General features: G+C 33.5%; 22 protein-coding genes. 8 read left to right on the top strand and 14 right to left on the bottom strand.

Annotated features, from left to right (window positions below; all coding sequences use genetic code 11):
• Positions 1-10 precede the first annotated feature (10 nt).
• Both AABL85_RS06500 and AABL85_RS06495 read left to right on the top strand, forming a co-directional pair.
• A complete protein-coding gene (locus AABL85_RS06500) occupies positions 11-1,696 on the top strand; it encodes a RagB/SusD family nutrient uptake outer membrane protein (protein ID WP_341309569.1) in 1,686 nt (561 codons plus the stop codon).
• Between the two features lies 1 nt (position 1,697).
• Complete coding sequence (locus AABL85_RS06495) at positions 1,698-2,813, top strand: metallophosphoesterase (RefSeq protein ID WP_006258196.1); 1,116 nt, start codon at positions 1,698-1,700, stop codon at positions 2,811-2,813.
• Positions 2,814-3,363: 550 nt separating this feature from the next.
• Here the strand turns inward: AABL85_RS06495 and AABL85_RS06490 are convergent.
• Positions 3,364-3,927 carry a YqiA/YcfP family alpha/beta fold hydrolase gene (locus AABL85_RS06490; RefSeq protein WP_006263999.1) on the bottom strand — a complete coding sequence of 188 codons (564 nt, stop codon included), beginning with the start codon at positions 3,925-3,927 and terminating at the stop codon, positions 3,364-3,366.
• A 249-nt stretch (positions 3,928-4,176) separates the two neighbouring features.
• Here AABL85_RS06490 and AABL85_RS06485 point away from each other — a divergent pair, with 249 nt between their 5' ends.
• The 4 genes from AABL85_RS06485 (at position 4,177) to AABL85_RS06470 (ending at position 7,174) form a co-directional block, all read left to right on the top strand.
• Positions 4,177-4,812 carry a hypothetical protein gene (locus AABL85_RS06485; protein WP_006264000.1) on the top strand — a complete coding sequence of 212 codons (636 nt, stop codon included), beginning with the start codon at positions 4,177-4,179 and terminating at the stop codon, positions 4,810-4,812.
• A 42-nt stretch (positions 4,813-4,854) separates the two neighbouring features.
• On the top strand, positions 4,855-5,463 hold the full coding sequence (locus tag AABL85_RS06480) for a hypothetical protein (protein WP_341309568.1): 609 nt from the start codon (positions 4,855-4,857) through the stop codon (positions 5,461-5,463).
• Between the two features lie 205 nt (positions 5,464-5,668).
• On the top strand, positions 5,669-6,286 hold the full coding sequence (locus AABL85_RS06475; RefSeq protein WP_341309567.1) for a hypothetical protein: 618 nt from the start codon (positions 5,669-5,671) through the stop codon (positions 6,284-6,286).
• A gap of 6 nt (positions 6,287-6,292) precedes the next feature.
• A complete protein-coding gene (locus tag AABL85_RS06470) occupies positions 6,293-7,174 on the top strand; it encodes a hypothetical protein (protein WP_006261495.1) in 882 nt (293 codons plus the stop codon).
• Positions 7,175-7,334: 160 nt separating this feature from the next.
• Here the strand turns inward: AABL85_RS06470 and AABL85_RS06465 are convergent, their stop codons facing one another.
• Entirely contained in the window at positions 7,335-7,628 is a 294-nt protein-coding gene (locus AABL85_RS06465) for a thioredoxin family protein (protein WP_006258200.1), read from the bottom strand.
• Positions 7,629-7,776: 148 nt separating this feature from the next.
• Here AABL85_RS06465 and AABL85_RS06460 point away from each other — a divergent pair, with 148 nt between their 5' ends.
• The gene (locus AABL85_RS06460; RefSeq protein WP_341285950.1) at positions 7,777-8,391 is read left to right on the top strand and encodes a DUF3267 domain-containing protein; all 615 of its coding nucleotides are present in this window, start codon (positions 7,777-7,779) and stop codon (positions 8,389-8,391) included.
• Between the two features lie 199 nt (positions 8,392-8,590).
• Here the strand turns inward: AABL85_RS06460 and AABL85_RS06455 are convergent, their stop codons facing one another.
• The 9 genes from AABL85_RS06455 to AABL85_RS06415 all read right to left on the bottom strand — a co-directional run bounded on the left by AABL85_RS06455 (position 8,591) and on the right by AABL85_RS06415 (position 17,000).
• A complete protein-coding gene (locus AABL85_RS06455) occupies positions 8,591-9,619 on the bottom strand; it encodes an NAD(P)-dependent alcohol dehydrogenase (protein WP_341309566.1) in 1,029 nt (342 codons plus the stop codon).
• Positions 9,620-9,757: 138 nt separating this feature from the next.
• Positions 9,758-10,471, bottom strand: a complete 714-nt coding sequence (locus AABL85_RS06450) for a hypothetical protein (RefSeq protein ID WP_341309565.1) — start codon at positions 10,469-10,471, stop codon at positions 9,758-9,760.
• 4 nt (positions 10,472-10,475) lie between these two features.
• Entirely contained in the window at positions 10,476-11,192 is a 717-nt protein-coding gene (locus AABL85_RS06445; RefSeq protein ID WP_341309564.1) for a hypothetical protein, read from the bottom strand.
• A gap of 376 nt (positions 11,193-11,568) precedes the next feature.
• Entirely contained in the window at positions 11,569-12,051 is a 483-nt protein-coding gene (locus AABL85_RS06440; protein WP_071307566.1) for a DUF7000 family protein, read from the bottom strand.
• A gap of 152 nt (positions 12,052-12,203) precedes the next feature.
• Entirely contained in the window at positions 12,204-12,800 is a 597-nt protein-coding gene (locus AABL85_RS06435) for a GrpB family protein (protein WP_341309563.1), read from the bottom strand.
• A 113-nt stretch (positions 12,801-12,913) separates the two neighbouring features.
• On the bottom strand, positions 12,914-13,603 hold the full coding sequence (locus AABL85_RS06430) for an SMI1/KNR4 family protein (protein WP_006265649.1): 690 nt from the start codon (positions 13,601-13,603) through the stop codon (positions 12,914-12,916).
• 12 nt (positions 13,604-13,615) lie between these two features.
• Positions 13,616-14,755 carry a hypothetical protein gene (locus AABL85_RS06425; protein ID WP_341309562.1) on the bottom strand — a complete coding sequence of 380 codons (1,140 nt, stop codon included), beginning with the start codon at positions 14,753-14,755 and terminating at the stop codon, positions 13,616-13,618.
• Between the two features lie 6 nt (positions 14,756-14,761).
• Positions 14,762-15,529, bottom strand: a complete 768-nt coding sequence (locus AABL85_RS06420; RefSeq protein ID WP_006258209.1) for a sulfite exporter TauE/SafE family protein — start codon at positions 15,527-15,529, stop codon at positions 14,762-14,764.
• 190 nt (positions 15,530-15,719) lie between these two features.
• Positions 15,720-17,000, bottom strand: coding sequence for a gliding motility-associated C-terminal domain-containing protein (locus tag AABL85_RS06415; RefSeq protein ID WP_131540980.1), 1,281 nt, complete (start codon positions 16,998-17,000; stop codon positions 15,720-15,722).
• A 1,146-nt stretch (positions 17,001-18,146) separates the two neighbouring features.
• Between AABL85_RS06415 and AABL85_RS06410 the strand changes: the two genes are divergently transcribed.
• Entirely contained in the window at positions 18,147-18,776 is a 630-nt protein-coding gene (locus tag AABL85_RS06410; protein WP_006258211.1) for a TetR/AcrR family transcriptional regulator, read from the top strand.
• A gap of 73 nt (positions 18,777-18,849) precedes the next feature.
• On the opposite strand, the gene AABL85_RS06405 is transcribed toward AABL85_RS06410, so the two are convergent.
• The 3 genes from AABL85_RS06405 to AABL85_RS06395 form a co-directional block, all read right to left on the bottom strand.
• A complete protein-coding gene (locus AABL85_RS06405) occupies positions 18,850-19,737 on the bottom strand; it encodes a helix-turn-helix domain-containing protein (protein WP_253113588.1) in 888 nt (295 codons plus the stop codon).
• Between the two features lie 80 nt (positions 19,738-19,817).
• Positions 19,818-20,729: an urea transporter gene (locus AABL85_RS06400; protein WP_016649141.1), complete on the bottom strand. Its 912-nt coding sequence runs from the start codon at positions 20,727-20,729 to the stop codon at positions 19,818-19,820.
• Positions 20,730-20,770: 41 nt separating this feature from the next.
• A complete protein-coding gene (locus AABL85_RS06395; protein WP_131540981.1) occupies positions 20,771-21,559 on the bottom strand; it encodes an urease accessory protein UreD in 789 nt (262 codons plus the stop codon).
• Position 21,560 lies beyond the last annotated feature (1 nt).

Here is a 21,560-nt window from a genome sequence, read left to right as displayed (position 1 = left end):
ATTATCTAAAATGAAAAAAATACTTTATATACTTAGCTTACTTATCTTTACATGCAGTTGTGCTGATTTAGATTTAAACCCTCTTTCTAGTGCTTCTTCAGAAAATTGGTATTCTGATAAAAATGAATACGAACTTTCTATTAATGATTTTTACAGAGAATACCTTTGGAATCTTGAAACAGGCTGGGCTGGTGAACGATTAACAGATAACTGGTCTCAAAGACAAGTAATGAATGAATATGCTGCTGGTACCATTAATAGTGAATGGGGTACAAGTGCTGCATTGTGGAAGAATACTTATAAGGGAATTGCTAGAGCAAATACTATATTAGAAAACTTAACGCAAAACAGAGGTAATCTATCAGAAGTAGATAGAAAACAGTTTGAAGCTGAAGCACGTGCCTTTAGAGCTATATTCTACGGTAGATTACTGTTTTTCTTTGGCGATGTTCCTTTTTATACTCAAACGCTTACGATAGAGGAGGCTTTCAAAATGGGAAGAACTGATAAAAAAATTATTTTACAAGAAGTGTACAATGATTTTAACTTTGCAATCAATAACCTACCTATTAAGTACAATGGAACACAGAATTCAAGATTGACAAAAGGTGCAGCATTAGCGTTTAAGGCAAAAACAGCATTAAATCTTCACGATTATGAAATAGCACGTAAGGCTGCTGAAGAGTGTATAAAACTAAATAATTATAAGCTACACAGTAATTATGGAGAATATTTCCTTTCTAAAACTAAGAATTCTTCTGAAACTGTGTTTGCTATTCCACGTTCTGCTCAACATAATTCTATATTCTCAGTTAAGAATTTCTATACTAGAAATGCTGGTGGAAGCTCTGTAGCACAACCTTCTTGGGAATTATTTGCTACTTATCTATGCACGGATGGGAAAACAATAGATCAATCTCCTCTTTTTGATCCTCAAAACCCATTTAAAAACAGAGATCCGAGATTAAAAGAAACTATAGTAGAATTTGGTACTGATCACCTTGGATATATTTATGATCCTAACCCTTACTCTACTAATGTCCTTAACACTACAACAGGTAAGCAAGTAAAAAATAAAGACACAAGATCTGTAGATACCTATGCTTCTTATAATGGATTAACACTAAAAAAAGGAGTTGATACAGACTGGTCTGATGATTCTTATTCTGATGCTGACATTGTTATTATGAGATATGCTGATATATTGCTAATGTATGCAGAGGCAAAAATAGAACTAAACCAATTAGATAGCGAAATGCTTAAAGCGTTTAACCAAGTAAGAGCACGCGCTTATAATGACTCTGGTATTACTGCTCCATTACTTACTATCTCATCACAAACTGAAATGAGAAAATACCTTAGAATAGAAAGAAGAGTAGAATTTGCTTGGGAAAATAGAAGAATTGAAGATATTATGCGTTGGAAACATGCCGAAATCGCCCTAACTAGACCAAATTATGGTATGTTAGACCCTGACAAACTAAAAAAAGAAGTAGTTGATAAAGGACTGTGGTTCTGGTCAGAAACACCAACCATAGATGAAAATGGATTACCTGTATTTGACGGATTACTTAGTAAAGGAAAAATAAAAGTATTAGCCACCAGGGCTTTTGATAAGAATAAGCAATACTTATGGCCTATTCCGTCAAAAGAAATTATTATCAATTCTAACCTTACCCAAAACCCTGGTTATTAAAATGAAGTGTTTGTATAGTTTATATTTCCAAATAGGGGTGCTTTTTTTATTAGCATCCCCTATTTCTTTTGCTCAACAATACGCGACAAAAGTAGAATTAGACCAGCCAAACTCTTGGTCTATGATTTTAATTCCTGATATTCAAAACTATTCTAAATATAGCCAAAATCAACCTATACTAGACCTTATTAATAGATGGATAGAGGCTAATATAGATCAACTAAATATTAAAATGGTACTGTGCACTGGTGACTTAGTAGAACAAGATGATGTAATCCTTCCTGGATTAAATGGAAATCTCTCTTCTAAGCAACAATGGGAGTTTATAGATAAATCCTTTACTATCTTAGATCATAAGATTCCTTATATTCTAGCAACAGGAAATCACGATTACACCATAGACTCTAAAGGAACGAGAACTACCCAATATGACAAGTACTTCCCTATAACTAAGAATTACTTAAATCAAAAACATCTTGTACAACATGGACTTAATGAGCATAACTTACCTACGCTAACGAATGCCATGTATGAGTTTAAAGGAATTAACAATAAAGATTACCTGATTGTCAACCTAGAATACGCTCCACGAAACACAACCCTAAACTGGGCAAATGAAATTCTAAAATTTAAACAATATGAAAATCATCAAATCGTCTTGTTAACACACGCCTATCTCAATCGCAATGATACAAGATTAGAAGGAGATAACAAATGGATAATCTTTGAACCTTACTTTAAGGATAAAAAAGAAAGAAAATCAGACAGAATATTACTCCCTGAATCTAATAATGGAGAACAGATTTGGAATAAAATAGTAAAAGAAACAAAGAATATGCAATTAGTCCTATCTGGACATATTTCGGGAGAAGGATATAGAGTAGATAAAAACAACTTTGGACAAGAAGTACACCAGATGCTCTTTGATATGCAATCAGAAGGTGGCGGCCATCAAGGTAACGGAGGAGACGGCTTTATAAGAATATTAGAATTCTATGACGACAATAGAACTATTAAGGTTAAGACCTTCTCTCCTCTATTTGGTATCTCCCCAAAAACAGCTCATTTAGCTCATAAAAGAGATGAAAGAAATCAATACCTAATTCATTTAGATTAATCAAAACCTTTCAACAACAAAAATCGCCAAGACTATTTCTTGGTGATTTTTTATTTATACCTCATCCTCTTAAAAACACCCTCTTAATGCCCAGTCATAAGTACTTCCTGTCATTTCTATATTACAAGTCCCAATACTATACTGTTCAGATCATCTAATATTAAATTCTGAATACTAGCCAAAGTTACTTTCCCTCTTAAAACTCTCTTCCTAAAACCCTCCCAAAACCTTAAAATTGCGATGATTTAAAGTGAACTTATAATTTACATAAACACTGACTTCTTTGTAATTCTTGGTTTTAATTATTTGTATTTAATTAGTTTGCTCTGAAGTAATTACCTTAAACCATAGCACCCTAATATAGCAAGTACTTATTCCTCTGATTCTTTTTCTATACACATAACTTACATACACATCTAAATCTTCTAAAGGTTAAAATAAATTCATCTTTGATAGTCCAATAAATACTATTAAAAATCAAACCTTTTAATTACATCCAACGAGCGTGCAAAATATCTAAAAAAAGCAACCCTCAGGTTGCTTTGCTATTTTAGTTTACTTCTACTTCTGGTCTTACACTCTTATTGACTATATAACCTATTATATACCCCACATAATTGATAAATCCTTCTAACCTGTGATTATCCTCTACATAAATCACAGTACTATTAGAAGCATTATTCTTTACATTAAAATTACTAAAGTCAATTACCTCATCTTCTTTAGCCATAATCACTAAAGCATCCTCTACATTGTTTATTTTTATTAAACTCTCTTGAAGATTCTCTGTAAACTGTAGATCCGCATTAAGGCGTTTATCATAATCTAGCAATGGACTAGTTAGTACTAATATTGTCTTTAACCCTAGCGCTTTTCGAGCTTCTCTTACTTGGTACGCTAAATTAGCTCCTGTAGAGTCTCCTACTAAAATGATCTGTTCAATCTCTGCTGTCTGTCTTACAGCTGTTTGTAATAACAACTTAAAATCTGTGTTCTCATCCCATTCAAAGACCGCAGCCGGAAAGTCTGGTAAAGACTCTTTTATGTTATAAAATTTACGTGATTCTCTGTTTGATCCATATCCATGGATATATAATAAAAAAAGGTTGTCCATTATCTATATTTAATTATCGAATAGTAATTCTTTATACTACCAAGGGCTAAATGTACATTTATCTTCTACATATTCCACCCTTTTTTTAAAAAAATATCTCTACAAAGTCCATTTAAATATTTATTATGCAATAAGTCCAAAATAAAAATCGCATTATTAACATTTCTAACCTAAATAAATTTGTATCTTGTTAGAAGATTTCTTGTCCCTTACAGCTAACGATAATGCATAATAAAAAACAAAACCATTATGAAAAAAGCTAATCAACAAGTATTACACGCATTGCTATCTAGCGAAGAGCTAGCCTGTGTCTTAGAAAACACAAAAGATACAATACAAGAAGATGCTATATTTAACTTCCTTCTAAAAAACAATGTGATCCTCCAAGTAGATGTAAATCAAGCTAACTTAGACAGCGATGCAATCTCATTTCTTATCCACCGTATGAATACATTAGGAGAAGAGTTTATTGTCAACGAGAAGAAATTAGATAAAAAGGTCTCTAAAGCTATTAAAAAGGGAAAAATACAACAAGAAGACTCCCTTTCTTATATGATTAATCAAATTAGAAAAAAGCTTCCTAAAAGCTATACTATCTTTAATCTAGAAAGAGGTGATGAAGCCTACTATATAGGGGTAATCAAAAAAAAGGAACTCAAAAAACTTAGCAAATTAACTCTAGATTTTGGTATTTTTCACAAGTTCACCAGTGAAGCAGATAAAGACCCTTTCTATGTAATCAACTGCTCTTGTGGAGCTACATTTGTGTGGGAAATCGGACAAGATGATACTCCTCCTACTGAAGGTACCTGTCACAACTGTGGAAAATCCTTTTTTAATGATGAAGGTCAACCTATTAATGAAATGAAAAGAGAGAAAATTTGATTTATATTTGTCTTCTAGTAACCTACTAAAAGAAGTCTAAACATGATACTTAGAATAAGTAAATTAGGAATCACATCTCTATTATTAAGTCTATTAATATTAGGATGCAGTAGTGACGATGATATTAAGATCACTCCACCTGTAGAAGAAGTTGTCATAGATCTAACAGAGCCTCATACCTATAGTTTTAAGACTCTCTTTATAGAACAGCAGAGTACCTTCATAGACAAAGCAACGACCAATCAAGGAACAACAACCTTAGACCAAGATTGGGAAAAGAAAGTAGAAGCCATTCAACCGGTATCCATGACATTAGATGGAGAGCGTCTACGTGTAATACTAAGCAACGGTAAGGATACAAACTATGTGATCAAACTGGTAGATCATACTATTCACTTTATCAGAGGTGATGGCGTTCTACTACCAGCTGCTACACTTGCTGAAGACAATAAAAGCATTACACTATACTCTTCTTTCTACCAAATAGAAGGGGTAGACAAGGTCTCATTAAGGACACAAAAAGAAGAAATACACGACTATCAAACAATCGATCTATTGTCCTTTACCAAACAATTCGATCATCTAAAAGATATTAAAGGAAAGTATTTACGCATTTCTCTTGAATATAAAATAGTACAAGGAGCTCCATGAGCTCCTTTTTTATTGCTTTTTCATTATTTTTTTAAAGACATGTTTTGACATCATCATCAGTACTTATATCAACATCAGATAAATAGTATTACACATATTTTTACGTAATCTATTTTACAGTATAAATCACACAATTGAGGAAAATTAAAATTGTTAATTTTAACAAAAACACATATCTTACACCTTGTAACAAACACGAATTGATATGATACGTACCACTGTAAAATTATTTAGCCTGTGTCTAGCCATAGGAGTTATTACTGCTTCTTGTAGCAGTGATGACAGCAGCCCAGTAAAGCCACCTATTGTTGATCCAGAAAAACCTGAGCCAGAGAAACCTGAGCCTGCCACAGCAATTACTTTTGATTTTAGTACTCAAAGTGTTGTCAAGCAATTATCTTTTAAAGACAATGCGACTACAGATTTAGGAAGCACTGTTTCTAAAGAATGGGAACCTACTCTAGCCTACTTAAAACCTGTCCAACTAACCTTGAATAAAGAAAAGTTAGTGGTTACCTATAACGAAAGTAAAGTAAAAGAATATACTGTTAAGATAGAGAATAACAATATAGTAATCCAAGCGACTAAAGACTATCCATCTTATACTTTCGCTAAAATATCAGGGGACAAAAAGAGTCTTTCGATATACTCTTCGTTCTTCCGTATTAAGGGAGCACATAAGACATTAAATGTAAACAACGTAGCTTCTCTTCAAGAATACAAAGAAGTAGACTACACTACATTCAAAAAGAGATATGATCACTTAAAGAACACAAGTGGTAAATACTTGAAAGTTGAATTTAAATACACTCAAAAAAACTAAGACATCATGAAAAAAATACTTTATACTCTAGTTGCCTTAGCTTTTAGTAGTGCAACTTTCGCTCAGACATTTGGTAGCAATGCAGTGAAATCAGAAGAGTTCTATCCAGGTGCAATATTCAATGAAAAATCTTTAAAAAGTACTGAACCTAAAAGGTTAGCTACTGCAACAGAAACAAGTCATGTGCTTCTTCCTTCTTTTTTAGGAGAGTTAGCTTTTGAAATTAGCGATTATTCTAAAGATCATTGGCATTCTATTATAGATAAACATTACACTAAACTAGCTGAAAGTAATAATAATGAAGGTTTTTCATTTTCAAGTCCTTCTCAAGTCAACTCTTTAAAATATGTAGATAAAGCTTACAATACTTATGAAGCGCTAAAAAACTACTTTGGTGTGGAAAAAATAACTTCTAAGAACTTATTCTTTGGTAAAAGTGAGCAGATTCTTTTCTCTTTAAATATTGTTGACCCAATCAATAAAGAAGGTCGATATATTTCAAAGGAAGCATTAAAAAACATCGAGAGTCAAGATCCTATCTTAGTAACAAGCATAAGTTTCGGAAAAAGAGCTGATATCTTAATTGAATCTAATCAATCACGAGAAAATGTAACAAAAGCTTTTAATATTTATAGTCATAAAGAGACTCAACAGTATGAAGAAGCAAATCAAATCTTATATGATGCGTCTATACATATGATCTTTTTTGGACAGAACAGCATCGATGTATCTGATTTAACGAATCAAGAAATGATTTTAAAATATATTGAGTTTATTACTAAACCTGCTACTAAGGAAGATTATTACTTCCCGATTAGATATAATGGTATTCACCTAAACAATCGAGGTAATTACGAAAGTGATATAATGCAAGATACTTATTATTAAAAATAACACATAAAGGAGCTCCATGAGCTCCTTTATTTATACCATCAAAAAAGCAAGTAGACCATCAGCCTACTTGCTCCTATAATATAAAATGCAATTATAACCTTTATATACTCTAATATACCAAAGTATATACACTAGGCTAACTCTTTATAATCAATTACTTCGTTATCTCTTTTACGATATCTCTTACCTCCATCACTCCAGTGTGCTTCCACAGTACCTCTCCTGCTTGATTTACAAGTACCATAGTAGGAATCGCTCGTATGTGAAACTGAGCAGATATCTCCTGATGCTGATCTACATCTATACGTTGCAAATAGGCATGCTCTGTAATCTCTCCTACCGATTCATCTATTATCCTAGTCAACATCTTACAGGGTCCACACCATTCTGCAAAAAACTGTAACAATACTGGTTTATCTGTTTCTTTTAAAATCTCAGCTAACTTCATTTCTTCTTTTTTTAATTCGTTTGACTAAAGCAAAATTAGATATCATTCTATCAGAAAGTCATATACGAATGGGAGGTTAAACAGTACAAAGCACATTATATTGTTTTTTTTTCTTAATTTACATACCTAATAACCTAACTAACAGACCTTGGAAGAAAATACCACTACTCCTATTCAGCTACCTAAGCCTGAAGGATTCGAAGACTATACCATGGAGAAGAAGACCATTGATCTAGGAAAAGCAAACGGGTATGCACTACTTAGCTTAATCCCTATTGCGATAGTTAATTTTGCTGTATACTATCTCGTTTGGGGAGAAATAATTAGCATTTCTAAACTAAAAGGAATACATCCATTACTGGTCATGGGCTACTGCTTCTTATACATAGTCGTTATGACTCTCGGAATCGTAGTACATGAGCTTATACATGGAGCTACATGGGCTATATTCGCAAAGAAAGGGGTTAAGTCTATAAAGCTTGGCTTTCTAAAAGAATATCTCACTCCTTACTGTCATTGTAAAGAACCACTTAAAGTCAGACCCTATAGTATAGGCGCGATCATGCCAGCTATTATACTCGGTTTTATCCCTTCTATACTCGCTATATGGACGGGTAGCTTAGGAATGCTATTATTCGGCATATTTTTTACTGTATCCGCTATGGGAGACTTTATGATTATTTACCTCATCCATAAAGAAGATAAGGATACATGGGTACAAGATCACCCTTCAGAAGCAGGATACTACTTACTAAAACGATAACTAAACAAAAAGACAGCTCATAGGCTGTCTTTTTAACCCAGAATCAGTGATAGACAGATAAACGAAAAGTAATTATACAAAATAGCTCTGAATTAGTGATACAAGCATAGTATGGTTTCAGAGCTAATGAAAGAGATATGAAGTAGAATTGCTTTGTAGTATTTGGCTAACGCTTATTCTGGGTTTAATATACTATCTCTTAAGGTATTAATACGGCTCTACCTTTCAGCTCTCCTTTTCTCATTTTATCATATACCTCTAGAGCCTGATCTAAAGGAAACTTCTCTACTTCGATATGGATATGCCCTTGTCTAGCTAGTTCTATAACTTCCATTAGTTCTACTTCAGATCCCCAATACGGTATAGATACATTCACCCCAAAAGGAACTCTTCCGAAGCCAAAAGGATAGTTACCTCCTGACAGTCCTATGATGGTAAGGTCTCCATTTAATCCCACTACTTTTGCTCCTAATTCGATAGTAGAGGTCGCTCCTACAAAGTCAAGTACAGTTATAGCTTTCTTCGCACCTGTTATCTTTATGATTTGCTCTGCAGCATCCTTATCTGCTGAATTAACAGTATAAGTAGCTCCCATTTTCTTAGCGAAATCTAATTTGTCTTGAGTGATATCGCATGCAATAATAGTAGCGCTACTAACGGCCTTTAATATCTGTAAGGCAGTATGCCCTAATCCTCCAATACCGATAACCACTACATAAGAGTCAGGAGACAGTTTATGCAACGATCTCTTAATCGCAGAATATGGTGTCAAAGCCGCATCTGTAATAGGCGCTGCTATAGCAGGATCTAAGTCTCCTATCGGCACTAATAAACGAGAAGAAGGTACTAGCATATACTCTGCCATCCCTCCGTCTAATCCTAACCCTCCTCCTGCAGCCTGACTCGCATGGTTATCACAGTAGTTCTCAGAAGATTGTTTGCATGGCTTACAATGTCCACACCCCCAAGGACCATATACTACTACGGCATCTCCTTTTTTAAATCCTGTTACACTTTCACCCATTGCCTCTACATAACCAGCATTCTCATGACCTAAGGTGAAAGGCCCAGGTACGATACCGTCATCTATCACATGCAAGTCTGAATGACAGACTCCAGCACCTGCTACTTTAATTAATACTTGTTCTCCTGTAGGTACAGGAATAGGCATATCATCAACGATTTTCACATCGTGTAGTCCTAAAAAACGTACTGCTTTCATTTTCATAATTATGGTTTTAAGTATACTCACTAAGTTACAAAAATGGATTAAAAGAGTCAGTTTATATCCGTTCTCTACACATTACACAAGTAATCTATCAATATGTTTATTAATTCACAGCACAACCACACAATACGCAATACATTAATAGAAATCATAATAGATACTCCAACCCTTTGATTGTTTATTATAAGCAAACATAAAGCTTCCATTATCTACTACATTCAGATTCACTTTTTCATTAGTCGAGATTTGGAATACAAATTCGTATCCCTCTCCATACTCTTCATCTACTCCGATACCTGGCTGACAGTAAGAAGGATACCCTCCTAGCTTCGTGTCATAACAATGTGCATCAAACACATCGTAGTAGCTTTCCATCACCCCCTCATCCTCCATCTCACAGATTCGATTCTCCTGTTCTATGGTTAATCCTCCTCCATCCCAGATAGGATAATCTACCTGTTCTAATCGCGGTTTTAAAGGAAATGGATGTAGAATAGAATCCTTATTAGTCAATTCCTTCTGTACAACGCCTTCTAAGGAATCATAGGTTCTAATCAACCATTTATTTCCCATCGGTTCTAATTGTTCAGGGTAATCATAAGACATAAATACCGTCAGTAACACTATCCCCTCTAAAGCCTTGGGTACAAAAGGCAGATTAGGTAAATACAATTGTAACAAAGGAATCATCTCTCTCCCTTGATCATCTAGCGGTATTCCCTCTTCTTCTTTATATGCCGTAACACGAGCAATCCAAGATTCTTCAATGGTATTTAGCGGACGAAAACCTCCTACTTCAAAGGCTGTGATAGTACGTCCTATCTCTTGTTTTAGTTGTTCTATTGTTTTCATAATCTTAAGAATAAGTATTAAGGCAAATGACGGTGTCCTCTTTCTCATTATAATAAAGTACGCAGTCATTGCCATCTGTAAAGAACTCACACCCTATCGTCATCCCTATAGGGGGATAATTTTCTGATATAAAAGAAGCTGGAGCTATCTCACTTAGTTCGTTATAACGCAAGGTAGTATCAAAATCCTCGTCTCCCACTTTATACACATAAGGGCTAGGATCTGCCTTGCCAAAGCCATCTATTAATTGTCTATATTTAGCAAATTGTCCTGTTTTCTGAAAAACTAGTTTGTTTAAAGAATAGGCATAGAAGAACTCTAGATAGGTCTCTAGATCTAGCTCATCATCAGCTAAGTCAGTCACTAAAGGTATTACCCTCTCCGTATAGTCTTCTAGAGACATCTTCGCTTTAAAATAATAGTCTGCATTTGTCCAGAACTCTTCTTCTAATACAGAAGATACGGCCTGAGCCACTTTATGTCCTTTATATAGAGTGATATCTCCACTAAATACATATTTACCTTCCTTTAGTGAGAAACAAAAATGATCAAATGAGTTCTGATCAGAATTACTTTCATCATTTGTCCACATTCCATTATGAGAGACAAAGTGTACATTCTTACCAGAAGCTAGTTCTACTGTACACAGTGGATAGAAGATTCCCCTTACTGTATCATCTATAAAGACCTCTTCAAATTTAGGGTATAACACGATTTCCATTGACTTTCTTTTTTCTAAAATAAAACACGAAAATACATTTTTAAATCTGCTTTCACCTTAATGAAAACAGCTATTTTAGAGAAGTATTATCACACTAGCACACCAGTCTAACTAATTCTCAAGGAGGTACTTTCTTCTTAAAAAAACACAATACAGTTAGTGGATATCAAAGAAACTGTACAGTTATAGTAGGACGAGACAGGATAAGTCCGTAGTGAGTCCGTTATGAGTCCGTAGTGAGTCCGTTATGAGTCCGTAGTGAGTCCGTAGTGAGTCCGTTTTTTTAGACAAAATAACGGACTCACTACGGAATGATATTACAGCGACTATAGGCTCATCCAAAGCAAAATATCAACTACATACAAGCATCACAAGATTATAATACTTGTAGATAGTCTATGATTTCGTCTATATCACGCTTTGCATGAGTAGCTATCGTTTCGAACAATTCCTTCTCATTATTAAAGTCAGGATTGTCTACTAAGACTGTTTCTAATACACTATACATAGGCATCTGCTCCACTCCCTGATTCCACTTACTATCTTTTAATAACTGCCAATATCTATCTTGTATTTCAGCATTTTGTCCCATGAGCCATAACTCAAAACGCATTTCAGCATGATTTAAGACAATCCCAAAACGCAATAGCTCTCCTCTTAAATACTCGTTATAAAAAGGAAAATAGGTATAATCCATATAACCCGGAGATACATTGCTAAACTTAAACCCTGTATAGCGACTATCTCTTTTTTCTAAGTGAGCTTTTATACGCATTACTAGGGATAATAGGTGTTTATATACTATAGGTACTTCCTCTCCTTTTACTATTTGCTGATATGCTCTTATTTTATTATTCATCGTATTGTATTTAAATTAAGATATATATAAAGTAAAAAGCCGTAGTCTTAAAATAAGGCTACGGCTTTTATGCGAATTAATAATAACTTTCTTTTGTTTTTTAACAAATACTAATATAGTAAATAATTTTAACATTTAAAGAAACATTATTATTACTTTTTATTTAAAAACCATTTTATAGACTTAGCTTCTTCTGTTTTTACAAAACTATCCTTACCTTCATTATAATGATTTCCATCTCTCCACTCCATTGTGCTCAGTTTTTCTTTTAATTCTTGATATGCCTTTTTCACAGCAGGATGTGCCCTTAGGTAATCTCTAAAAGCGATATGACGTGTCCAGTTCATGTTATCCACTGGGATAGCATGTATATTCGCTACTCTGATATCGTGATTATGTAATGCTTCAGGCACTTGTTCTCCTATTCCTATCTGAGTAGGAAATCCATATAAACTAGGCTCTTGATCCAACTTAACGAAAAATCTTCTGTAAGGCATTTCTTCATTGTATAGTTCATAATAGATATACCCTTTTGCAGTCATAAGGCTAGGCAGTTTATCTAAATCTTCCTCTGATTTTAACCCTATCATAATATCGATAATAGGCTTAGCAGATAATCCTTCTACAGAAGTACTCCCGATATGCTCTATCTGTACCTCTAGATGACTTAGCACAGGAGCTAATTCTTCTTTTATAAGATCAAACTTTTCTCTCCACTGAGGATTGTATTTCTCAAAAGCTACTTTCATTATTCTACAATATATTAGGTTCTATTCGTTACAAAGATACTCTTCACTCTTTAAGACACTTAAAACTAAAGTCAAAAAAAGCACCAATAAACAATATTGGTGCTTCAACTATCTTATTCGGAGTATGGAAACGAAACATTCATCTTCTCATAAGGAATGTACTTCGCTAATATCTCTTTATACTCTGTATAGGTCAATAATCCTCTATACTTATCATTGGTATCTTCTAATCTATAATCGATGATAGGACGCTCTATTAACTCCTGTAGAAGAGCCACTTTATCCTCTGATAGATACTGTATATGTGTCTTTAGGGTAGCCCTAAGGTTTTCTATAAACTCTTGATCAGACTGATTGTTATAGGTATCTAGCTGACTCATATCCATCACGATGCGTTTAAAGATAAAGTCTCTTAAATTCTTCGCTTCATAAGTAGCTTCTATATCATCGTGCCATACATATACGATAGGATAATCACCGTCTACCTCTTCATTCATCATGAAACAATACATATCCCCTGCCCCATTCTTAGCAAACGAAATAAAGTTATACTCTTCTTTAATCTCCATATAATTATCAGGGTCTCTTAGCCAGGCTATATCTTCATCAACATCCTTTAAAGGAGTCAATTCGAAGTCATCACTAAATAGCAATAAAGGTGGATTATCTTTTAACTTCGGAAATGTCGTTGCATACCACATCGGACTGTACTCTCCTACTTCTAACATATTATCCTGTTCTAACTGCTTATAAAGCTCAGGATAAACGATATTATATTTCTGTTCTAATTCTGTTATAGTCATAGCTATTCTTTTTTAAAAGTCTCTATATTCATCAAACCACTGATTAGCTTCTTCTTCCGCTATTACTAAAGAGCTAAAAGAAACTAATTGCATGACTGCTTCCCAAGTATCTTCTCTCTCTGTAGTTTCGATATTCGGTAGATCATTCACGATCTCTACTAGAACTCTGATTGCTTCCTTAACTTCCTCTTTCGTTTTAGCTTTTTTGATTGTTTTTAAAGCTTCTTTATAAGCCTTTACAGCTACTTTATTGTTCTTCCCTACCCAAGAGCCAAATGGGATACTAAACTCAGTAATAAACCACTCAGGCTTCTTTAAATTAGAAACAGAAGCGTATTGAAAGGTTCTCTCCTTCTCTAATACAGTTAATTGTTTCTTGAGTTGTTTTCCTATACTATCTTCTATATTCCAACCAATAAAGTAATTTAGATTAGCCCAACTATTTAGTGCTGGGATACCTTCTAAGGTAGGCGCGTATCTCAACTCTAGCCTCTCTAATCCCTTCAATTGACTTAAGACATCAAGATTACATAAGTGCCCAGATAGTGCTAGTGCTGTTAGATTAGAAAACTGTACTAGACTACTACAATCAAAAGGTTGCCCATTCACTTTAGTATGAATATTGATCTCCTTGATATGTGCTGTCGTTTTAAGTACTTGCAATCTCAAGGGAGATACAGTATCATTAGCAAACGAAAAAGACAAGGCTTCTAGGTGCTCATAGTTCTCTAAAGTTAGATTGCTGACCTTCCCTCTAATAGAGATGTCTTTAACTCCCTTGCCTAATATTAAGCGAATAGGATGATCAATAGTCACTACTAATCTTCTGATAGCTGCCTGACTAAAATCAGCCTCTGTACAATCTAGTGGTACCCAATCTAGCTGTTCCATCTCCCGAGTAGCACTCCACTGGATAAATGATGTATCATCTCCGTGGTACTCCATCACACGAGGCCAATTACCTCCTGCTGGAACTTGAAACTCATTAAATACGTCCCAATTAATAACATCTTCTCTCTCTACTAAAGCATCACATTTAGACATTGTAATTCCCTTAGTGCCTATCGCAAAACGACCTTGTCCTGCTGTTATCTTTACTTTATGACTATTCTCTTTAGTCAGTGATAAGTAAAATGGTTTATCTCTTTCCATACTTTCTTATTTAAACCACACTTCATATCCAAATCGACAAATAGCGATGAACATGATGAATAAAAAGATATATCTCACCCATACTTGCCCTTTTAGAATAGCCATCTTCGCTCCAAAATATCCTCCTAAACCGTTACAAACAGCCATTGGGATAGCAACTTTCCATATAATAGCTCCTTTTAATAAAAATAAGCAGATACTACCAAAGTTGGTCACTAGGTTAATCAGTTTTGCATAAGCAGATGCTTTAAAAAAGTCAAAACCAATTAAAAAAACAAATCCCATAATAAAGAAAGTACCTGTAGCTGGCCCAATAAAACCATCGTAAAAACCTACTACTACCGAAATGATAACTCCCCAGATATACTTCTGTCTATCTGTAATATTAGTAATCGCTTTTCTAGAGAAGTCCTTTTTGACATAAGTGAATATCCATAGGGCTATTAAGATGATAAATAACAAAGGCTTCATAAAGTCATTATTCACTATCGTCAAAACATAAGAGCCTGCAAAAGCACTTCCAAAAGAGATCAAGGCTAATAGGGCAAAGTACATCCAGTTTATCTTAGTCTGCTTTAAATATTGTCTGACAGCTATAGCCGTTCCTGAAAAAGCGGGAATCTTAAGTGTACCTATCACAGTCGATACAGGGAGTTGGGGTAATAAGGCTAGGCCTAGTGGTGTTTGTATTAGTCCTCCTCCTCCTGCGATGGCATCTATAAACCCAGCACAGAAAGCAACTATTCCTAAATACAATAAGATATCTAATTCCATTTGTGTTTTATAAGTACACAAATGTAGAAGTATTACTTTATCTTCTAAAGTGTATTTTTCCTTTTTTATCTAAAAACCACTAGTTAATAAAAAAACCACTAACAATAGTTAGTGGTTTTCTTTCATTTTGTATTAAGAGCATCTATGTCAATAATACCTTAATAACTCTATTAATCATTTTCTTTTAACTTTATTCATTCTCTAAATGTAAGTATCCTTGTTTCTTGATAATTCTAGCTCCTCTAGCATCAGAATATTCGTATGTTAAGACGTAGAAGTAAGTACCTGTTGGTAGTTTAGCATTTTTATTCATAGTACCACGCCCTTCTGAATATCCTTTAAATACATTACCATTACTATCATAATTGGTTGTTTCGTACACCTTAGCTCCCCATCTATTAAAGATCTGTACTTTGTTATTAGGGTAACGAGTAATATTATCAATAATAAAATAATCATTCTTACCGTCTCCATTAGGAGAAACAGCGTTATATACGACTACATCACCATCTAACATTACATCAGTATTTACTGTCCCTAAAGTGAAGAATCCATAACCATTTACAGCAGTAGCTGTAGTTACCTCTTTATTTGCGATATCTACTACTCCTCCTTCATCTACCCAAATAAGATTATGTGAATCCCAACGGATAATATGTAAATCTTTTTCTGGATTTAGTAACATCTCTTTCAATGTAGTATTCTCGCTCCAACTCAAGGTTAGCAAGACATCTCCTTCTGTGTTATTTCCTTTATCTACTAACCAAAACTCTTTTGTATTCAATAAATTAATTACTCCAGATTTATTACTATGAGATTCGAAGAACTGTTTATCATCATAAATATATCTACTAACATAAACAGATTTATCACTTTTAGGAGCAGAGATTTTAGCATATCTAAAGTTACCTTTATTTCCTTGAGGGAACATAAACTCATCGTTTCCTATTTTCTCTATCTCACCATCAGCAAAGCTTTTATCACTCACATTAATTGCTTTTGCTCCTTTCTGAAAACTGATCATCCCTTTTGATAATCCTGTTGTTGCATTCAAAGTCGAGTCTACCTTTACAATTCCGTCTTGAAAGTCCATTGTTCCATAGACATCTATATTTGTTTTCAGATCAAAAGCTCCAGCTGTCTGGGGATTGTTTAGAACTACATCATAAAATTCAGTAAATGAGTTACCCGAAATAGTTTGTACACCTGTTTCGTTCTCATATCTACTAAACACGACTTTACCTGTCTTCGCATTTTTACTAATGCTATAGATACCTTCATTGGTAAAATCATTAAAGAAATAAACAGTACCATCATTAGTAAAGTCACCTTTCTTTTCGTTAATAAACTCCGCTACAGTACCCATTTCTGTACCTGGCATAACGGATAATATTCCTTCATTTACAGTTTGTGCAGAAACAATACATGGCACTAGCCCAAGAATTATTAAACTGATATTCTTCTTTTTCATAACTACTCTTTTTATTCATTTTATCCCCAGCTTTAAAAGCAATATTAGCTTTCAATCTCTGGTTTTTTTAACCTTATCCCTACGAGGTCGTTTTACAATAAAACCAAAAATCGCACCAATTAATCTATTTTGTATAAAATTTTGTACCTAATCATTCTTCTATTAGATCTTTTCAGCAATTTCACTAGTCTCAAACACCTATAAAACGAACACACTATTTATTATTTTATCATAATTACTAGCAATACAAAAATAGAACTTAACCAACAATATTTAATACTACACAAACATTTATACACAATAAATAAAAATATTATACAAATACACGATTAAAACTCATAAAATAACAATTATAAAACCTAATTTATAAAACGCCACTAGTCACCATAGGTGACTCCCTATAGTATATAGACTCCTCTTTTATACCTCTAGTGATTAATTGTTAAATTACAATCTTATTTTACAACAAACAATCGCTAATTGTGAATATTTTATTTTTTAGTGCTTTTACCATTTATTCAGCTCCTCTCCCTGTCTATGCAATCATTAAAACTATATTTAAAAAAAATAAGAGCCAAATACCCTAAGATACTTGACTCTCATTATTACTTTTCTTTTTCATTAATATTATACATTATCTAGCAATTATACAGGATGCTAAAAAATTTAATAGATGACTGATTAAAAAACATAGGTTCTAGTTAGATAATACACTAACTAGAAACCTACTACAAACAACGTATCTATAATTCGGCCAGAACTATATTTTATCGTATAACTATAAAGCGCAGTATTACAAGAAATGTGTTATAAACTCTCTTACAAGAGAATAAATCACGACAACAGCACTTAATATCCATTTTATCATAATACTTCTATTTATGGCGTTATACCTATTTTTTACAATTACTTCTTTACAGTCTATAAACAAGAATATTGACTCTAATTCTATTTTCAACAAAGCCTCTAACCAAATCAATACTTCTCATTAAAAGAAATATTCTTAACAGAAAACATTAAGTATCCTTCATTAATACTAAGATTTCAATACCTAGAGAGTCTCTTATGAAGAGCAAATATATAACAAATCACTTAATGGTGACTTAATAATTAGTACTTTTGATAAAATATTTTTTTTACTTCATTATGTCAGAGAAAAAGGAAAAACCAAGAGAGAGAAATAAAGAAAAAAGTAAAGAAACATTACTTCAAGCAGTAGGAATAATCTTAAAGGAAAAAGGCTATTCTGCTCTTAAAGTAAATGATATCGCTGCAACGGCAGGCTTAGACAAAAAACTTATCTATAATTACTTTGGAGGTGTAGATCAATTACTTGATGAGTATATCAACTCCCAATATTTTTGGAACAATATAGATCCTGATTTATTGTTAGACGAAGCCACTAAAGATGGCGGAAAAGAAATGGGTAAAGCATTATTAGCTGAACAATACGACTTTGTTCAACAAAACAAGGAGTTTCAAAAACTAATGCTTTGGCAATTATCCGAAGACAGAGATTCTTTAAAAAGAATTATAACCAAACAGGAAGATATAGGAGAAGTTCTATTCAAGAATGTATCTGATCATCACTTTGGTGATAAAGCAGATAATTATCGCGCTTTAATGGCTATTCTTGTATCTGGGGCTTATTACCTCAACTTATACGCTGAACACAATGGAAGGTATTTCTGTGGTATAGACCTCCACAGTGATGAAGGAAGACAAAAGATAAAAGAGGCAATGAACTCTATTATAGACAAGGCCTACGAAAAGTAAAAAACAAGAAAGAGAATAGTATAACTTATATCTATTCTCTTTCTTGTTTTAAACATTGTCAATACTAGACAAGTTATAATATAAACTTATGTTTGCGATAATCACTAGGTGAATACCCTGTCACCTTTTTAAATAACCTTGTAAAATAAGAAGGTGAATTATACTTTAATTCAAAAGCGATACCTGCAATATCTCTTGTTTTATCTTGTAAGAGTATTTGACTATGTAAGATACTAATCTCATTAATCCACTGTTTAGGTGGTTTATTAGTAGCTTCCTTGACACATTTATTGAGATAATTCTCTGAGATGTGAAGAAGGTTAGCATAAAACAGTACATTCTTATGGTCGATATGAAATTTCTGTACCAACTCTCTGAAGCGAAAGGCAATATCTAGTTGTCTACTCATCGGAGTCTTCTTTTCCATATCAACGCGAATTACCTTCATTAATATAGCCTCTAACAAAGTAACACAAATCTCTACATCTCTATTTTCACTTAAAGATTCTTCTTCTAGCAAATCTAATGTTCTACCTACCCAACTCGCATTCATCTCATTAAGCTTTACATGAGGATTCATGGCAAAAAACTTTAAATCAGTTGCTCCTAATGATATATCTGTAACCACATCGTTCTCATATATAACAAAATACCCCCTGATATCCTCTGATATAGATAGGGTTGCTGTTATATTTCCATTCTTGACATTGATAATCTCATGTTTAGACAAAGTATAAGCTCCACTATCTAAATACTGTGTCATCTCCCCCATAGTCAACATAATCATAAAATTAAATGTGGTACGATAAGGGATAACAGGCATTAAAATGCCCCTTAAATAGTCTTCTAAACGATAAACTTGAATCTTGCTATCATTCTCTAAGTAACTATTATCCAAATGAGGCAAAAACAACTTCTTATACTGATAGTTGTTCAATATTTCAATAGACGGCTTCGACATATTTCAACCAAATAATTAAGGCAAATTTTATAAAATAAATAAATCATTATCAATAGTCTATAGCTAATATTTTGCCAATATTACTTAGATATTCTATCAATAAGATTAGTAATTCCTAGTTCTTCTAATTTCTTCACTATCCATTTGTCTAACTGCTTGATAGGATACATCACCCACATCGCAAATACAAAAGGGAATGTCAAAGTAGTCCATCCATACTTAATCATAAAAATATCGAAATAGGTAGAGATAATTACACTGATTAACACATACATTCCTGCACGTACTTTATCCTCTCCCATAGCAATACCGCATAATACCGCATTAAAACTAAATACTCCTTCACTAATTAAAGCATTAGAGGCATGACTACTATGCGAAATATACACACTGACAATCACTGCTACAAAACCATATAATGCCTGTATAGGTCGGCTGATAAACACTCCCAAAAAGAATACAACTCCTGCTACAAAGCTCCCTTGAAATAATACTTGTCCAAAAGCATGGCCTTGAATTAAAAAGTCATCTAACTCTTCTATATCTACAAAGTGCTCAGGTACAGAACGAATAGCTAAATCAGGGATACTTAGAATAAACAGTGAAATCCAAGTAAAAAGAATAAAAGGAAATGTATAAGCTGGTAATTCCTTTTTTATTGCCCATCCCATTATAATGGTTGATAAAACAGATGAAATAATCATCATCGCATATACCCAAATACTAGGTTCAAAATAGAATATTAAAGCTACCCCTATTAGACATGCATTAAACCCATATAGTCCATTCTCTATGTCCTGCCTATCAAATCTCAACAACTTCGCTGTTATAATAGCGACAATATTACTCAGAGATGCCGCTAAAGCCATATCTGTAGAGTCGTAATATATCGCTGCTAAGAACAGTATTCCTGTTATTGCATTGGCTTGTAACATAATCTGTCCAAAACCTCTAAAAAAGGCCTTAAAACAATGAACTATAAGTTCTTTCATGGTTTTATTTTTGAGTTTTTAATTAAAATCTACTTAGGCTGTTATAAAAACAACTCATCCCATAGCTTCTGTTGAATTGTTTGAAATATATTGAATAGCTTTTCTGCTCCTTGTCCTAAAACTCGAATCATAAATCCATCTCCCTCTAATAAACTTATACCGAATTCGATTCCTTCTTTCTCTCCATACTGTTTATAGAAAAATTCTATGTATTCTAGTACAGATACATTGGCGGTATTGTAATAAATCAGAGTTCCCTGATGAGTATATCCCTCTAGAATACCTATCTCTTTAATAGGCATTAAGTCAGGTTGTAACAATACATTATCCTTTACTTTAAGCTTACCTTCTACATAAATCTCAGTCAAATTCTGAAAGTGATTGTACTCAAACTCTTCTCCTGATAACTTCCTTCCACAAGTAATAATATCAGAAAGTAAAAAATGACAATCTTCCTTCATTTCTACTTTATTACGACTGATAAAAGTAGATGAACTCTGAGGCACTACCGGATGAGGAACATAGGCAAAAGCACTTCCCTTTTTCATATCTATTACAGTGGTTTGCATCGACTTATTCTTCATGTGAAAAAGACGTTGATACGCTTGTGTCTGTAATTGAAGTTTAGTGTACTTAGCAAGGTGAATAGAGATGCGATGATCATCATTGTCTAAGAGTCCTGGAGAAGAACTCATAATCATTAGATAAGCTGCCTTATCTCTCTTATATTGCCCTACTGGTACAATTCGAAAAGGTTGAGTAACGTAAGCGTCCTTTAAATAAGAAGCTCCCTCACGTTGCTCAACTCTAATGTCTAATGATGAAATCATA

The sequence above is a fragment of the Myroides odoratimimus genome, assembly GCF_038039805.1.
Taxonomy (GTDB): Bacteria; Bacteroidota; Bacteroidia; order Flavobacteriales; family Flavobacteriaceae; genus Flavobacterium; species Flavobacterium odoratimimum_B.
Note: the sequence above shows the minus strand (reverse complement) of the source record. Positions and strands in the feature narration are given on the sequence as shown.

Coding starts and splice junctions, on each gene's coding strand:
- AABL85_RS06410 (WP_006258211.1), top strand. CDS start 18,147: ATGTCAGAGAAAAAGGAAAAACCAAGAGAGAGAAATAAAGAAAAAAGT.
- AABL85_RS06500 (WP_341309569.1), top strand. CDS start 11: ATGAAAAAAATACTTTATATACTTAGCTTACTTATCTTTACATGCAGT.
- AABL85_RS06430 (WP_006265649.1), bottom strand. CDS start 13,603: ATGACTATAACAGAATTAGAACAGAAATATAATATCGTTTATCCTGAG.
- AABL85_RS06405 (WP_253113588.1), bottom strand. CDS start 19,737: ATGTCGAAGCCGTCTATTGAAATATTGAACAACTATCAGTATAAGAAG.
- AABL85_RS06400 (WP_016649141.1), bottom strand. CDS start 20,729: ATGAAAGAACTTATAGTTCATTGTTTTAAGGCCTTTTTTAGAGGTTTT.
- AABL85_RS06425 (WP_341309562.1), bottom strand. CDS start 14,755: ATGGAAAGAGATAAACCATTTTACTTATCACTGACTAAAGAGAATAGT.
- AABL85_RS06455 (WP_341309566.1), bottom strand. CDS start 9,619: ATGAAAATGAAAGCAGTACGTTTTTTAGGACTACACGATGTGAAAATC.
- AABL85_RS06470 (WP_006261495.1), top strand. CDS start 6,293: ATGAAAAAAATACTTTATACTCTAGTTGCCTTAGCTTTTAGTAGTGCA.
- AABL85_RS06475 (WP_341309567.1), top strand. CDS start 5,669: ATGATACGTACCACTGTAAAATTATTTAGCCTGTGTCTAGCCATAGGA.
- AABL85_RS06485 (WP_006264000.1), top strand. CDS start 4,177: ATGAAAAAAGCTAATCAACAAGTATTACACGCATTGCTATCTAGCGAA.
- AABL85_RS06415 (WP_131540980.1), bottom strand. CDS start 17,000: ATGAAAAAGAAGAATATCAGTTTAATAATTCTTGGGCTAGTGCCATGT.
- AABL85_RS06480 (WP_341309568.1), top strand. CDS start 4,855: ATGATACTTAGAATAAGTAAATTAGGAATCACATCTCTATTATTAAGT.
- AABL85_RS06395 (WP_131540981.1), bottom strand. CDS start 21,559: ATGATTTCATCATTAGACATTAGAGTTGAGCAACGTGAGGGAGCTTCT.
- AABL85_RS06465 (WP_006258200.1), bottom strand. CDS start 7,628: ATGAAGTTAGCTGAGATTTTAAAAGAAACAGATAAACCAGTATTGTTA.
- AABL85_RS06420 (WP_006258209.1), bottom strand. CDS start 15,529: ATGGAATTAGATATCTTATTGTATTTAGGAATAGTTGCTTTCTGTGCT.
- AABL85_RS06450 (WP_341309565.1), bottom strand. CDS start 10,471: ATGAAAACAATAGAACAACTAAAACAAGAGATAGGACGTACTATCACA.
- AABL85_RS06435 (WP_341309563.1), bottom strand. CDS start 12,800: ATGAAAGTAGCTTTTGAGAAATACAATCCTCAGTGGAGAGAAAAGTTT.
- AABL85_RS06445 (WP_341309564.1), bottom strand. CDS start 11,192: ATGGAAATCGTGTTATACCCTAAATTTGAAGAGGTCTTTATAGATGAT.
- AABL85_RS06440 (WP_071307566.1), bottom strand. CDS start 12,051: ATGAATAATAAAATAAGAGCATATCAGCAAATAGTAAAAGGAGAGGAA.
- AABL85_RS06495 (WP_006258196.1), top strand. CDS start 1,698: ATGAAGTGTTTGTATAGTTTATATTTCCAAATAGGGGTGCTTTTTTTA.
- AABL85_RS06490 (WP_006263999.1), bottom strand. CDS start 3,927: ATGGACAACCTTTTTTTATTATATATCCATGGATATGGATCAAACAGA.